This is a genomic window from Clostridium sp. NkU-1 (genome assembly GCA_001312405.1).
The window spans coordinates 361,061-375,756 of the sequence record BBDR01000003.1 but is presented as its reverse complement, the minus strand read 5'-3'; the positions used below and the strand labels follow the sequence as shown (position 1 = coordinate 375,756).

Below are 14,696 nucleotides of genomic sequence, written 5' to 3'. Positions count from 1 at the left end.
AAAATCATATTGATTTTTCCCTGAAGTGAATGGAAACTCCTTTTTTTCCTTCTCTTGCTGCTGCTAGAAGTTTGGTAAAAATAGAGTGGTTCCTATCATCATCCCCCAATATGTAATAAGCTCGCAGCCAATTTAGCTGCCAATCCTTTGTTTTAGCCTGTAGCATCAGGGACTGTCGTAATGCATTTTTTGCAATTCCATACATAGATAGAGGATTGCATGGAGTACCTTCATCAATTTTACCTTCCCAATACCCCACTTCATGCATACTACCCATAACAGCGATTTGTCTGCAACCACCTTCCACTAAATTCGTTATAAATTCATAATGTTTCGAAAGATTAAGCATATGGCTTGGAGCATTATGAGCAAAACCATCTTGCCATGCCATATGAATACATATATCTGGTTTTCCTAATTGATCATAAATACTTTTATCTCCTGAAAATATAGAAACATCTGAAAAAAATTGCTTTTTCATTAATACCCGTATTCCTTACATCGCAAGCAATTACCTGATAGTTTCTTTTCAAAAGTTTGTCCACTATATGCTGTCCAATATATCCATTTGCACCTGTCACTAGCACTTTTTTCATCTTTCCATTACTCCTTTATCGTCTTTATTCGCCCCAGTATTTTCTATACTCGGAGCATACTATTTGCGCTGTATCATCCATTTTTATCTTGTGATTTTCTAGCCAAATAACTCTATCACACATTTCCTCAATTTGCTTAATACTGTGTGAAACAAACAGCACTGTGGTTCCTCCCCCATTAATTCCAACATCCTAGCCTTGCTTTTATTCTGAAACCCTTCATCACCCACTGCCAAAATTTCATCTGCTATTAATATTTCCGGTTCCACCACCGTCGCCACTGAAAACGCCAATCTCATCATCATTCCTGAAGAATAATTGCGAATGGGCATATTTATAAATTCACCCAATTCAGAAAAATCAAGTATTTCTTTATATTTGTTTTCCAGAAATTCTTTCCCATACCCTAATATCGCACCATTTAGAAAGACATTCTCTCTTCCGGATAACTCTCCGTCAAATCCCGCTCCAAGTTCTAGCATCGGCACAACATTTCCATGTACGGTGACTTTCCCTTCAGTAGGCTTTAATACTCCTGCAATGATTTTTAACAAGGTACTCTTTCCGGCTCCATTCTTCCCTATAATCCCTACAACTTCTCCTTTTTTTACTCGGAAGCTGATACTATCAAGTACCTGAAACTCTTCGTATTTCAAACGTCGTTCCATTAATGAAACAAAGTACTCTTTTAAACTATTTATCCTGTCATTTGTCATACGAAAGCGCATTGATACGTTGTCGACTTCAATCATCGTTTCTTGATATCCTTTCTAAAATAACATTTCATTTTATACTAACCTGTTATTATATATATAATACGAATTTACCTTGAGTCTTTTTAAATACAATCGCGCCTATTGCAAATGTAACTATCGCTCCCATGAAACAGGAAAGGTAAAGCTCCGGACTTGGCGACACTCCATAGATTAATATAGAGCGAACAAAACTTATAATATGAAACATGGGATTTATTGTCTGAATAAAACGCAAGTTTTCCGGAATGATTTCTGCCGGATAAAATAACGGTGTAGCATACATCCAAACCAGGCTGGCAATCCCCCATAAATATTGGACATCTCTGAAAAAAAACATTTGCTGCGGAAAGTAACAAAACCATTCCCATGCAGAATACTAACAAACAGGCCAGTGCATACGGCAACAACAACAATGTTAAATTAATCTTACCTCCCGTCAGTAATGTGACAATTAACAACGGGATAATTGAAATAAATAAATTAATAGAACAGGATATTACTTTCGTAGCTGGATAAATATACTTTGGAACATAGACCTTGGTGATCAATGATGCATTTCCTATAATCGACATTAGCCCTTGTCCTACTGCTTCTGTAAAAAAACTAAAAATAATGTTTCCGGATAACAAGTAAACCGGATAATTCTCAATACCCGTCTTAAATAATGTAGAAAACACGATGTATTGCACCAGCATTGTTAGTAAAGGATTCAAAAAAACTCCAGCAGTATCCTAAAACTGAACGTTTATATTTTACCTTAAAATCCCTAGAAACCAACTGCTGAATCAAGAATTTATATTTTATCCATATCGCAATGAACAAAGTCGCAATCGTAAATTTCCCTCTACGCCCTTGATATCCGGACCACGCCGCATATGCAACTAGCAAGACAATAAAACCAAGAACAAACCCCCAATAATATGTGCCAAATATTTCTTTTTTTAAGTCCGTCCACACTGATACATAAAAATCCTTCAATCTTATTTCCATCAACCGTCAGTGTATCCTCTGTCTTTAACAAATTGCTTTCCATGGTAGAATAATATAACGTTGGGTTTGACCCTTCTACACCATGAAAAATCATGCGTAAAGTATACATTTGGTTTCTGTTAACTGGAATATTTTTCCCAAAACTCATAATATATTGAACATCGTTCATACAAGCTGCTGCTTCCGCAACTGTAGACACAACGGTTCTACCCTTACTATCTAATAATTGGAAATCAATCATACCCTGATTCTCTCTTCCATAAGTAAAAGGCCGGAAACTAATTGTTTGAATATAGTCCACATTCGCTCGGAATCGCTGTTCCACAACCGTACCATTCTTCGGCTCTGAAAGTAAATTTTCTTGTTCAGGCATTTTTCCCGTTACTACAGAATATTGCAACTGTTCCCCTCCAACAAATTTAAAAACAACTGCAAAAATTCCCACTAAAACTATTATTCTTATATATCTAAATATAGTACTTGTGTCCATTTGTTACTCCTATATCCAAAGTTTCTATTTGTAGCTTAAATATTTCATAACATCTCATCAATTCGATTATTACTTCTCAGCATTTGACTCTGAATAAAGTCAGCATATTCCTGACACTTTCCAATAGTCGTACAATTACTCATTACATACTTATACGCATTCTCTGCTATTCTCAATCTTTCCGTTTTGTCATCAATAATTCTGCATATGCCTTTATACCAAGAATCTTCTATATTTTCACATAAGATTCCTGTCATTCCATCTTCAATCATAGTCTTGAATGCACCTATGTTACTCGCAACTGTTGGCACCTTGACGAGTGCGGCTTCTATCCATTTAATTTCTGATTTTGAACGGTTAAATATCGTATCCTCCAAAGGAGCGAGGTTAACATCTGCACGAACAATCAACTTGGGTAATTCCTGCCAACTTGTCATTCCCATTTTCATAATTCTCTCACCAAATCTATTTATCTCATCTGAAGTTTCTAATTCTCCTACTAAAATCAAGCCAATTTGTGTATACTCCTCTAGAATTCGCATTAATACTGGCCTAATTATCTCAAAGTCCTTATTATGTGTCAAGCTCCCACTAAAATATCCTAGCCATATATATTTTGAATCATATTTTGGAGATTTTAATGCCTCTTCTGCATATATAACCATTTCTTTCGATGCAGTATTTCGATTAATATAAGTCTCTTGCACCACCTTCCCCAGTTCTTCCGCTAAAGCTTCTGTTGTCACAATAGCGATATCGCAAAGACTTAGAGTTTTTCCAATGAGCATAACGCTAGTGTCAAAAACCTTTTTATAAGCTAAAGAAAATTCTTGGACAAAAGGTAACTGATTCGTATATTTTGTATCAGTAATTAAATCGTCAATATCAAAGCACACTCGTTTTTGATGACTCTTTGCCCGTCCTATAAATTCAGCTATATTCTCTGTATATTCACAACGATAAAAAATAAATAGTTGGTAATTCTTCTCCATCTCTAGTTCGATGTCCTCTGAATAAATCTTTGCGCAGGAAATCCCTGCCTCTTTTAACTGCTCCATTTGGTGGAGAACTCGATACCTAATTGGATTTTCTACACAACAACCATTAATAAATAATATAGTACCTTTATTCTTTTTGACATTTCGAATATCTTCCCTTCTAATTTTTCTTCCCTTTAAATTACCTATAAAATGAAAGACACGCTTTATCGCTATCAATAATCCGCCTTCACGCCATACTCGTCTAAATTTCTCAATTAATCTCCATAGTTTCATAGTTGATTTTCCTTATTTTATGTTTATTAGGATGGATTTTACTCGATTATGCTTTATTTTTCATACTATAATTACATTCTATTTTTCAAATGATACAACCGCAAAAATATCCAAAAAGGCAAATGTTCTGCCAACCATGCAGTCATTAAAGTATGCTTAGAAATAACAGATGGCTTTATGGTCTTTCCTCCAAAAATTTCTTTTTCTATTTTTAAATACTCCTCCTTCAAGGGATGTCTGCTCGGTTTAAACCAAGGACGTTCATAGAGTTCATTCATAAAATGAATAATCTTATACTTAGCTTTGGCCGCTTCTATCTCATCATTCCCATAATAAACCGTTGCTCTAAATAAACGTCTTATTTGATTTCCAGAATACATGAGCATAGAAGGCATGACATTAAATTCCGGTTTTAATATTCCTATGCCATGGCGACACACATAATTAAGCGTCCCCTCACTTTGCATTGGAGGATTTCCATTATATTTATTTATATAATTTCTACATGCTTCACTTATATTTTCTTCCTTCCACCTTCTCATATTAAACAGAACTACACCATCGCAAATATATTTGTTATCAAAATTTAATTTGTATTATTCTTTATCTTTTTTTGAGTAAGGCATTAAAACTCCTGCTATAATCTCATTGTTCATATTTCTCTGAAACAACTCTTCCAGAGAACCAGTAACAATGATATCACTATCCAAATACAGCAGCTTTGGTTCTTCAACAATGTTATTTAAAAACAGTTTGGTGTAAATAGTCCTAGGGTGTCTGTCCTTTTGATTTAAAAATATATCATTTAAAATATCATCTGCGTAAATGACATTTACTATTTGATTATACCTCTCTAATACACATTCTATAACTTTTATATTATCTAAATTTATATTGTCAGAAATAAGATAAATTTTCACATCTAAATTATGCTTTATTAATGATACCATTGATATAATCGTTTGGTAAACATACCTATCATTACAAGAATATACTACAACCACTCTACACCTCGTCTTTATAAATAGAAACTATATGAGACATATAGGCTTTCATATCACTAAAACGCTTCACCCTTTTTACTGCCTCTAAACTTTTGCTTTTATATTGAATGGGATCTGTCAAGAGTTTTTTTGGCCTTTTCTACAAATTCCTCATCAGTTTCACAAATTCCCCATGCCTCTTCCCCCAAAACTTCACAGGCTCCTGATGTTTTAGTCGATAATACCGGTACGCCTAAAATATTAGCTTCAGCAATCACCAGTCCAAACCCCTCCCACCTTGAGGTAACGCACAGTAACGAAGATTTATTCATATAAGCGTATGAATTGCTTTGAAATCCTAATAGCTGAACATTCTCTTCTAGCCCAATGTCTTTTACCATCTTTCGGCATTCCTCTAATAGTTCACCATCACCCAACATCATGCAGCGCAATTTAATCAAACCTGCTTTTTTTCAGCATTTCTACTAAGTGAATAAAACGCTGCGGATTTTTTTTGCTCTACAAAGCGACCAACAAATATAATATCGTTAGGCAAAAGATTATCATACAGTACATCGTTTGCCTTTTGCTTAATACATTCTGCATCCAAAGGATTTTTTTACAACTCTGACCTTTTCATTAAACTTACTAGCAAACACCATATTTTGAAACATATCTGTTGATACGGTTAGCACTTTACTTATCCTCTTTTCACAACACAAATAAGCTATAGTGCGCAAATTCCAATTGCAAACCCATGGTGGATCATAATGAAGATGAGAAATCAAGCGAAAACGTTGCAAAACCATTGCGCAGAGGACCGTTGCAGTAAAATCATGAGCATGTACTATATCCGGCTGATATTCTTCAATTATTTTTTTAATATTTTCCCTAGTAAATCTATCTAATAAAAAATAACAGATGCCTTCTTTTCTTAAAACAACTTCTATTTCTCCTCTCGTAGCCAAATACGCCGTTTCAAAATCATCATTAAGGTGCTTAATGATAGTAATAGCAACATTTTCTGCCCCCGAATACGAAGAAGATTTCAAGACATGTAACACTCTAATTCTTCTACTCATTTTGTACCCTTTTCATTATACCTTTCATTCACTAACTCCTCCTAAGCAATCCAGGTCAAAAAAACACTATGCTTCATGAATTTACTTTTCAATATTTGAGTGCACCCCCTCTGTGGCCTCTTTCATAAACATAATCTTAGGAGTCATAAATATCAATTTTAAATCCAAAAGTAATGAATAATTCCGAATATAGGTCAGATCGAGTTTTAGTTTATCATATGCTGTCGTATTATACTTCCCATAAATCTGTGCATACCCCGTGAGTCCAGCCTTCACCTTCGTCCTATATGTAAATTCCGGTATATCCTTAAGTATTTCTTCAACCAATTCCGGCCGCTCTGGCCTAGGACCTACTAAGGACATATCTCCCCTTAATATATTAAAAAGCTGGGGCAACTCGTCCAGCCTCGTCCTCCTCAGGAAATGCCCAATAGGCAATATCCTAGAATCTCCTTCTTCTGCCAAACGAGCTACCCCATCTTCTTCTGCCTCTTGGATCATGGTTCGGAATTTATAAATATAAAATATTTTGCCGTTTATTGTCAGTCTTGCCTGTTTGAAAAAAAGCTGGTCCTTTATCTGTAAGCCTGATCAAAAAGCTTATAATTAAAAAAAAGAGGAGTGGCTACCACTATTCCTATCAAAGACCCTGCGATATCCACTAACCGCTTGATAAATAGCTGTTCAATGGTCATCCCTTCATTTCTTGATAGAAAGAGTGGTGAATCAAATAAATTCAATTCCACCGAACTCTTCAACAAAATATCTGATATCTTTGGAACATTATAAGTGCGAATGGAATTTGCGAAGCAATATTTTAAAATCAAATTTCGTTCGTGTGATGGAATGTCACCAATGATAACTCCATCATACTTCAGTATTTCCTGCTGCAGAAAAAAAATTCCCTGTTGAATATTAATCGTTCGACATATCTCATATTTATCTTCTCTTGAATTAATCTTTTCTGCAAGATGATAGTCTGATCTCCTCCCAGAAATCAAAAGCATTTTCCTAGGCGGAAATATCTTTCCGTAAAACCATTGATATGCCAGAGTCCAACTTATAATAGCCAAAAAATCTAGCCCAGTCATGTTTATTAATTGTAACGGACTTAGAAAATGCTTATCCAAAACCGCAATCTGCAAGTATGTAAAAACGTTTGTAAAAATGACAGCCAAAATTTGCGAATATATCAAATTCCCCTTTTTTAAATATCCAACTTTAAATCCTCCATATATGCTCATAAAAAGAATAAGTAGAACTCCATAAAGGAAAATCATCATCCAATTTCCTCGGCGAAAAAAAAGGAAATTCAATAATTCTGTTATAATGGCCAATCCAAGTCCAACCATACAATCCAATCAACATTGATGTAATCCCAAAAGTGAAGAACACCCTTATGAGTCTTTTATATTTCTGATTTACCTTCATCTAAAATACACCTTTATTCGTCATTATTCTATTCCAATTCTTAAAGCCTTTTTAGTATAACATATTTCTCATACTAAGTACAATCTTCTGCAAGACAAAAAGAGCTGTTATTTTTTTAATATTTTATGAATATTTTACCTTTCCATTAAAAAACTTCAAATGCTGTGAAAAGAAATAAGATTCACCAACATTTGAAGTGTATAATTGACGCCTTATAATTACTTTTTTATTGACTTTGCAGCCCCCATTCCCAACAAAAGCCAGAACACAGGTGTAACAATAGGAAGGTTAAGGTTTACAAAGGCCTGTATACAATAGCATATAACACCAAACATTATTGCCATTATATATGGTGCCTTATCTTTATCATAAATGCATTTCCTTACATATTCAAATAAAAAAAACAAATAAGCTGCCAATCCCGCAAGTCCAACCGTAGTTAACATATGCAGATATTCATTGTGTGCACTATCAAATAATTGATTATAAGGATTATTTATAGTCTTCCGTACTACTAAAATGCCAAAGGTTTCAGGTCCAAATCCCACGATTTTTTTCCATATAGATAAATTCTGATAGCATTCCATAGCCTTTCTCCAGATATATCCCCTATGCGTTCCCCAATCATCATTAAAGAGAAGATACGAGTTCAAACTACCATATCTACTTACATTGCCAGCTACGTTACAGTCATAAAGAGCATACAATACAGTTAAAATAATTAGGAAAAGAAATGCCATCCATAGATATCTTAACAAATTTCCAAATTCCTTAACTTCATGTTGTCTTTTATAGGTGGTAAAATACCAGAGTATTACAATTCCCCACAAACCTATTACCAAAAAAGGCAATCCTTGAAATTTTATTATTACATCGAAAGCGCTTTCTATTCCCAGAACGCCATTACCAAAGTAACCATTAATCCAGTCAATACATTGAATAACAGAAAAAAATGTCGCCAATACAATGACATATCTTTGAATTCCGTTTTCGTTTTTAAACAAATACAATGGCAAAAAGCCAAATAATGCTCCTAAAGAAAGATATGCGTTGTCACTAACCCCCATAACAATGGCAAAAAAAGCTGATCACCATGCAGAAATAGTGCCATAACATATTCTTGAATTTTCTATCTGTCGCAAATAAAACTGTCGCAATGGCTGTCAAAATACCTACATATGCAGTATAGGTATTTATATTTCCTATTGTTGATGTAAACATTGCCCTTTGCTCTGGAACCATGGCAACTTTAAAATGAAAAATATCTAATTTAAAATAATCAGTAATCCCAAAAAGACAGACAAGCATTCCTGCAGCTAGAATAATATCAATATACCAATTCTTAAACTTCCAAAGTCTACTTACACAAAAATAACTGGCCACATACCAGATGATTAAAAAAAGGCCTGTAAATCTCCCCTCGTTACCCCAAAACGATTCAAATAGGTAATCTGATGTGATAGTAGATATAATAGCAACCAGTAAATATATCAATACAGCATAATCTGCCACAGTACAGCTTTTCAGAAAATTCTTTAGAGATAGTTGCTTTACCCCTGTTACAATAAAATATCCTGTAATTAATATAACCATCAAAATTGTACAAGTACAATAATAGTAATATTTAACTATAAGAATATCAAAATAACGATTTCTAACAATAAGAGGAAGTCCAACTCCTACTAAAACCACATATATTCCGAGAATTATAGATAAAAAAACTCTTTTTTTCTGAATCATAATGGGTATTTCCCAACATATGCATTCCTTTCTTCGTAAACGAGACCATCACAAGCATCAATGCATCTGGCTCAAAAATCTTCTTTTTAGCACCCCTGATTTTCTGTCAAAGCAATATGACAAATGCAAATTGGAAAAGCCAATTTGCAAATTGCCATGTTAACTTTGATGAAACTATCAAACAAATAGAGAACAAGCCTATCATCATGTTTCATGCCATATAGCAAAATAGCTTACTATGACGAATCCACAATCCAATATTCTCAAACTCCAGCAGTTCAATATAAGGATAGCTCGTATATTAATCCAGATGCTTAATTGAAGAAGATACAATTTCTACAATCTAATGAGGTATCTCTAGGCAGCTTTTATTGGTCCTTAATTAGAATCACATGTAAACACTTATATCAGTTCGGCATAGGCCATATCAACATCATTTAAAAATCATACAAATGTAATTGTAAAAACCTCACAATGACCATTGTTATACCTGATATGATTTTCTATCTCCAGGTGTAAAAATAATACACTCTCTGCCACCTTGTGTTGGGGATAGTAAAATATATAAGTCTTTCCATCAATATCTACCTTTGTACTTCCAGAAGATTATATATGTAATAACATGACTCATATTCTTTAAACAATATCAATCCACAATATTGTACTATTATAACCGTATTATTTATAATATTCAAGAGGTGTAATATAATGGTAAATATTAAACTTCAGGTAATAGACTTTTAGTTTTCGATACAATAATGGAGCGGGATTTATAATAATCCCGCTCCAAATATCAGCACAAAGCCATTTTTTATTTTTCAACGAAAACGCTTGTAATTTTACCACTAGCATTTACTTTGTAGCAACGATCATTGCCATCTTTGGCTTTTTCTTTATTCTTCTGTACTGTACCAGAAGTATTAACTAAGTTGAATTCTATACCATCGGCTTTAAATTCATCAACTTTGCTTGCTACATCATAGAGTTCTGTGAATTTACCATCTGCAGATGCAGTATTTCCTACCTTCATTACATCGTTTAAGAATTCATCTGTTGTCAAGGTCACGGCTGCAACGATCTTTCCGCTCTTGGACAGAGTTGCAACTACAGCATATTTATCTTCTTTTTCTGCTGTCAGCAACATACCTGACTGATAGTACTTCTTGTTATCAATACCAGTCTTACCAGCGCCCTTATAGCTTCCGGATTTGTTAAATAAGAAGGAATGAGAATCACCATCAATTGTCATATTCGCCTTATTAGTCTTCATAGCGCCATCATCGCCGGAACCGAAATAGTAAAGTTCATAACCGGAAAGTTCCCAAGCAAAAGCATGCTTCTTGAAACCATCAGTTGTATCAAACTTCCAGCTATCCTGTTCTCCGATAATGGTGTTTTCCCAAGCTTCTGGAACGCCAGTGATAGTAGGAGTTTTGTCATCTACATCGTTATCTACGATATCAACAATTGTCTTCTTGTCAGAAGCTAATTTGATGAATTTGTATCCATCAACCATAGCGCCGCTCTCTTTGAAAGCATACTTTTTGCCATTGATGGTTTTCATTTCTCCAGCAACCAGTTTGCCATCTTTATCGGCATAATACCAGTTCTCAGAGTCATCATTATAATCACCTTCATCTAAATAGGAACCTGGAACTACCTGGAACCAGCCTTTTGTTACTCTGGCACCATCTTCAGGATTTCCAAAATATCTGAATCCCTTGCTGTAGTCTGCTCTATCTGTTGATCCCTGAGAAGCTGTTGCAGGTGTGGAATCCCAGTTAACCCATTCAGCATTCATACGGCCTTCTTCGTCAAAGCTGTACTTTTTGCCATTGATGGTCTCACCTTTTTTTCTTAACCAGCTTCTTGCCGTTGTCTTTGAAGTAGAACCAACGATCCTGTTCTTCATCATCAAAAGTATTGGCATCAGAATAACCTATCTTATCATCATTATCCCACTGATCATCTTTAATATGAAGGAATGCCCAACCATTGCTCTGTGCTCCGTCATTCTCATCGCCACAGTAGTACAGGCCATCACGCCAAGCATTATCATCAGTTTTTCTTTCACCATTCTCATCAATCCAGCCATATAACATCTTGCCTTCGCTATCAAAGATGTACTTCTTGCCATTAACAGTCTTGAAAGAAGCTGTATTGCTGGTGTTAGAGGTCTTGAAAGCCTTACCATTAGAACCGAAATAATACCAATGATTTACTGGCTCATCCTCGCCGTCGCATCATAGTTATCATTTTCAATGGAAACCCACTTATTGGTTACCATAGCACCGTTCTCATCTACATAGTAGTAGTTGTCGTTGTATTCAACAAGAGCATCGGTACCCATCTCGCCATCATCATTCAGCCAAAACCAGTTATCACCGGATTTTGCCCATTTCTCTGTTACTGTGTCGCCGTTCTTGTCATAGTACACCCATGTACCATTTTCTTCCTGCCAGCCAGTTGCTGCGAAAGAGGACATGGAAGCGCCTAATGCCAGCAGTGCTGCTGTAGATAATACAGCAACTAACTTTGTCTGCTTTCTCATAATTAATGCACTCTCCTTTTTTTCTTTTTGAAATACTCTTCGAAATTCCTAATTGCATTACGAGGTAATTATACTTCCTATAATGGAAATTATCAATACCTTTTTTTACTTTTTTTGCATTATTTGCAAAACAAAAAAAATATTTACATTTCCGCCAGAAGCTATCAATTCCTCCATCACATGGTATAGTATAATACAAATTGTGGAAAAATGCTATAACATTTCTCTGTGCATTTTCTTACATAATCATTACGAAAATGATTTTTCTCAAGAAAATTGTATTTATATAAGTACAATCCTGCATTTTAAGACTTATTCATCAGTTTTTCCTTCATAAACACTATTAAAAGAGGAGTCCTAGCAGCAGAAAACAATGATCCCTTTCAATCGATTCCCGCCACTTTCACTTCTATATATAATAATCCTTGTTAATAATAGAACTAAATAATATAAGAGATTAAACAGCCTATTATAATCAATCTTCAAGTCTCTATAACCAAGCCTCACCGACAATTTTATTACAGTCCTTCACTTCAACCTTCTATCACAATCTTCTATATACAATCCCATCATAATCTCCTATTGCAATTTACCATTTCAATGGTATAATGTTCATATATCTATAATAATAACAAATTCTGAACACCCTACGCTAATTTACCAATTATAAACTACATGGAGGTCAAACGACTATGGATCGTAATGTCATCATCTGCCGTTCCATTCTGGAAAACCCGGCAGTCACACAGAGAGATTTATCGAAAGAGCTTAGCGTTTCCCTGGGAACCGTTAATAACCTAATAAAGGAATGCATAGAAAAAAAATATATTAATCTTGGAAACGGCAATGATTTATACGAGCTTCTCCCAGCAGGGCAGGCCCTTCTAAATAATAATGAAGTAGACGGCGCGTCATCATCGCTGCAGGCTTTGGCTCCCGTTTCGTCCCCTTAACCTTCGAAACCCCCAAAGGTCTGCTGGAAGTATTCGGAGAGCGCATGATCGAGCGGCAGATCCGCCAGCTTCACGAAGCAGGAATCAGGGACATTACCATTGTGGTCGGATACTTAAAAGAAAAATTTGAGTACCTTATAGACAAATATCAGGTTAAGCTTTTATATAATCCCGAATATTCCCAGAAAAACACCCTGACCACCATTTATCACGCCCGTGAACTTCTCCGCGGAAGAAATATGTATGTCCTCTCTTCTGACAACTGGATGCGCCACAACATGTATCATGCCTACGAAAGCGGTGCATGGTACTCTGCGTCATTCATGGAAGGGGAAACCTCCGAATGGTGCCTTGATTATAATAAGAAGGGACGCATTTTAAATGTATCCGTAGGCGGCCAGGACAAATGGGTGATGTACGGGCCTGTTTTCTTCTCAAAATCATTCTCAGAGCAGTTCCTGACCGTATTAGAGAATTATTACCAGCTTCCCGGGACAGAGCAATTCTACTGGGAAAATGTCTACATGGAAATGTTATCCGGGGAAGCAGCAAAAAGGCTGCCTCATATCCCCGAAACAAAACAGGACATTGATTTATTCATCAACCGAAGACCGGCTGACGAGGTATATGAATTCGAAAACCTGGAAGAGCTTCGCCGCTTTGACCTAAAATACCAGCGCCATTCCGATAATGAAGCCATGGAATTAGTATCTACAGTATTCCATGTGCCGGAATCAGAAATCACAGAAATACGGTGCTTAAAATCGGGCATGACCAACAAATCCTTCCTGTTTAAGATCAAGGACCGCCATTATATCTGCCGCATCCCGGGACCCGGTACGGATCTCCTGATCAACCGGCAGCAGGAAAAAGCGGTTTATGACGTCCTGAGCGGACTGGATATCACAGAAAAGGTTATTTATTTTAATGGAGAAACCGGATATAAGATTGCAGAATTTTATGAAGACACCCACAATGCCAATCCTTACTGCCGGGAAGAAATGGAACGCTGCATGGCAGTCGTACGAAAGCTCCACAAATCCGGGCTTAAGGTTGACCATTCCTTTGACATTCGTGAACGGATCGATTTCTACGAAAAGCTATGTAAAGCCCACGGGGATATCCTGTTTGACGATTACAACCTGGTCCGCACACAGATGACTGAGCTTATGAACCGGCTGGACAGCCTGGGACATAAGAAAGTCCTTTCCCATATTGATACAGTGGTCGACAACTTTTTAATGATGCCTGACGGTGGCGTGCGTTTAATTGACTGGGAATATTCCGGAATGTGCGATCCCCTTATAGACATCGGCATGAGCGCAATTTACTCCTATTTAAATGAGGAAGAAACAGATGACCTCATAAGGATCTACCTGGAACGGGAGCCTTCTGAGGAAGAGCGGTTCACCATTTACGCTTATATGGCTCTTGGCGGCTTCCTGTGGAGCCTTTGGGCAGTATACAAGGCAGCCTTAGGGGAGGAATTTGGTGAATATACCATAATCATGTATCGTTATGCGAAACACTATTACAAAAAGTGCTCCGAAATCTCCAAAATATAGCTTATCGGAACTTGCAGCGCAAGTTTCGACAAAAGGGCTGTTTTCAGCCCGTCCATCCAACTATTGGAAGTGCTTTTTACCTCCCATAATATGAGAATTTTGGAAAATGTCCGCAAATCGTAATAAAATGTTTAGGTATTCCTGTTGGTACTGTGTTATAATGTACACGAAAGTGATGAGCAGTGCGAAATAAGGCGAATGCCCGTGAGCAAGTAAAACCGCAGGCTTTACTTGCTGCACTGCGGACTATACTATGTGAATAAAATAGCTAGAACAGGAGGAAGGA

The 14,696-nt window shown here is 36.1% G+C and carries 16 protein-coding genes and 1 pseudogene; 2 read left to right on the top strand and 15 right to left on the bottom strand.

All coding sequences use genetic code 11. The features are described from left to right. Positions 1-4: 4 nt before the first annotated feature. The 15 genes and pseudogenes from JCM10519_RS27440 to JCM10519_RS27395 all read right to left on the bottom strand — a co-directional run bounded on the left by JCM10519_RS27440 (position 5) and on the right by JCM10519_RS27395 (position 11,892). Complete coding sequence (locus tag JCM10519_RS27440; protein ID WP_347843434.1) at positions 5-481, bottom strand: NAD-dependent epimerase/dehydratase family protein; 477 nt, start codon at positions 479-481, stop codon at positions 5-7. Continuing rightward, positions 435-596 (bottom strand): NAD-dependent epimerase/dehydratase family protein, encoded by a 162-nt coding sequence (locus JCM10519_RS27435; protein ID WP_347843433.1) that lies wholly within the window; start codon positions 594-596, stop codon positions 435-437. Before JCM10519_RS27435 ends, JCM10519_RS27440 begins: the two co-directional genes overlap by 47 nt. A gap of 98 nt (positions 597-694) precedes the next feature. After that, on the bottom strand, positions 695-1,348 hold the full coding sequence (locus JCM10519_RS07260; protein WP_347843432.1) for an ABC transporter ATP-binding protein: 654 nt from the start codon (positions 1,346-1,348) through the stop codon (positions 695-697). Positions 1,349-2,195: 847 nt separating this feature from the next. Then, on the bottom strand, positions 2,196-2,831 hold the full coding sequence (locus JCM10519_RS07250; protein WP_054738408.1) for a hypothetical protein: 636 nt from the start codon (positions 2,829-2,831) through the stop codon (positions 2,196-2,198). A 44-nt stretch (positions 2,832-2,875) separates the two neighbouring features. Then, entirely contained in the window at positions 2,876-4,105 is a 1,230-nt protein-coding gene (locus JCM10519_RS07245) for a glycosyltransferase (protein ID WP_054738407.1), read from the bottom strand. A gap of 71 nt (positions 4,106-4,176) precedes the next feature. Beyond that, positions 4,177-5,109 (bottom strand): annotated as a pseudogene (locus JCM10519_RS27430) (glycosyltransferase). 98 nt (positions 5,110-5,207) lie between these two features. Continuing rightward, positions 5,208-5,540 (bottom strand): glycosyltransferase, encoded by a 333-nt coding sequence (locus JCM10519_RS07230; protein ID WP_347843490.1) that lies wholly within the window; start codon positions 5,538-5,540, stop codon positions 5,208-5,210. Positions 5,541-5,678: 138 nt separating this feature from the next. Continuing rightward, complete coding sequence (locus tag JCM10519_RS07225) at positions 5,679-6,170, bottom strand: glycosyltransferase (protein ID WP_054738403.1); 492 nt, start codon at positions 6,168-6,170, stop codon at positions 5,679-5,681. Between the two features lie 81 nt (positions 6,171-6,251). Then, on the bottom strand, positions 6,252-6,749 hold the full coding sequence (locus JCM10519_RS27425) for a sugar transferase (RefSeq protein WP_347843489.1): 498 nt from the start codon (positions 6,747-6,749) through the stop codon (positions 6,252-6,254). Further along, complete coding sequence (locus JCM10519_RS27420; RefSeq protein WP_347843431.1) at positions 6,746-7,522, bottom strand: hypothetical protein; 777 nt, start codon at positions 7,520-7,522, stop codon at positions 6,746-6,748. The genes JCM10519_RS27425 and JCM10519_RS27420 overlap by 4 nt, the downstream gene beginning before the upstream one ends. Before the next feature lie 297 nt (positions 7,523-7,819). Next, positions 7,820-8,668 (bottom strand): hypothetical protein, encoded by an 849-nt coding sequence (locus JCM10519_RS27415; protein ID WP_347843430.1) that lies wholly within the window; start codon positions 8,666-8,668, stop codon positions 7,820-7,822. Then, the gene (locus tag JCM10519_RS27410) at positions 8,658-9,341 is read right to left on the bottom strand and encodes a hypothetical protein (protein ID WP_347843429.1); all 684 of its coding nucleotides are present in this window, start codon (positions 9,339-9,341) and stop codon (positions 8,658-8,660) included. Before JCM10519_RS27410 ends, JCM10519_RS27415 begins: the two co-directional genes overlap by 11 nt. Before the next feature lie 811 nt (positions 9,342-10,152). Continuing rightward, a complete protein-coding gene (locus tag JCM10519_RS27405; protein WP_347843428.1) occupies positions 10,153-11,142 on the bottom strand; it encodes a hypothetical protein in 990 nt (329 codons plus the stop codon). Between the two features lie 43 nt (positions 11,143-11,185). After that, positions 11,186-11,443 carry a hypothetical protein gene (locus JCM10519_RS27400; protein ID WP_347843427.1) on the bottom strand — a complete coding sequence of 86 codons (258 nt, stop codon included), beginning with the start codon at positions 11,441-11,443 and terminating at the stop codon, positions 11,186-11,188. A gap of 116 nt (positions 11,444-11,559) precedes the next feature. After that, complete coding sequence (locus JCM10519_RS27395) at positions 11,560-11,892, bottom strand: hypothetical protein (protein WP_347843426.1); 333 nt, start codon at positions 11,890-11,892, stop codon at positions 11,560-11,562. Positions 11,893-12,584: 692 nt separating this feature from the next. On the opposite strand from JCM10519_RS27395, the gene JCM10519_RS27390 reads away from it, so the two are divergent. After that, positions 12,585-12,845, top strand: a complete 261-nt coding sequence (locus tag JCM10519_RS27390) for a winged helix-turn-helix transcriptional regulator (RefSeq protein ID WP_347843425.1) — start codon at positions 12,585-12,587, stop codon at positions 12,843-12,845. Then, the gene (locus JCM10519_RS07205; RefSeq protein ID WP_347843488.1) at positions 12,806-14,410 is read left to right on the top strand and encodes a phosphotransferase; all 1,605 of its coding nucleotides are present in this window, start codon (positions 12,806-12,808) and stop codon (positions 14,408-14,410) included. Before JCM10519_RS27390 ends, JCM10519_RS07205 begins: the two co-directional genes overlap by 40 nt. The last annotated feature ends 286 nt before the right edge of the window (positions 14,411-14,696 follow it).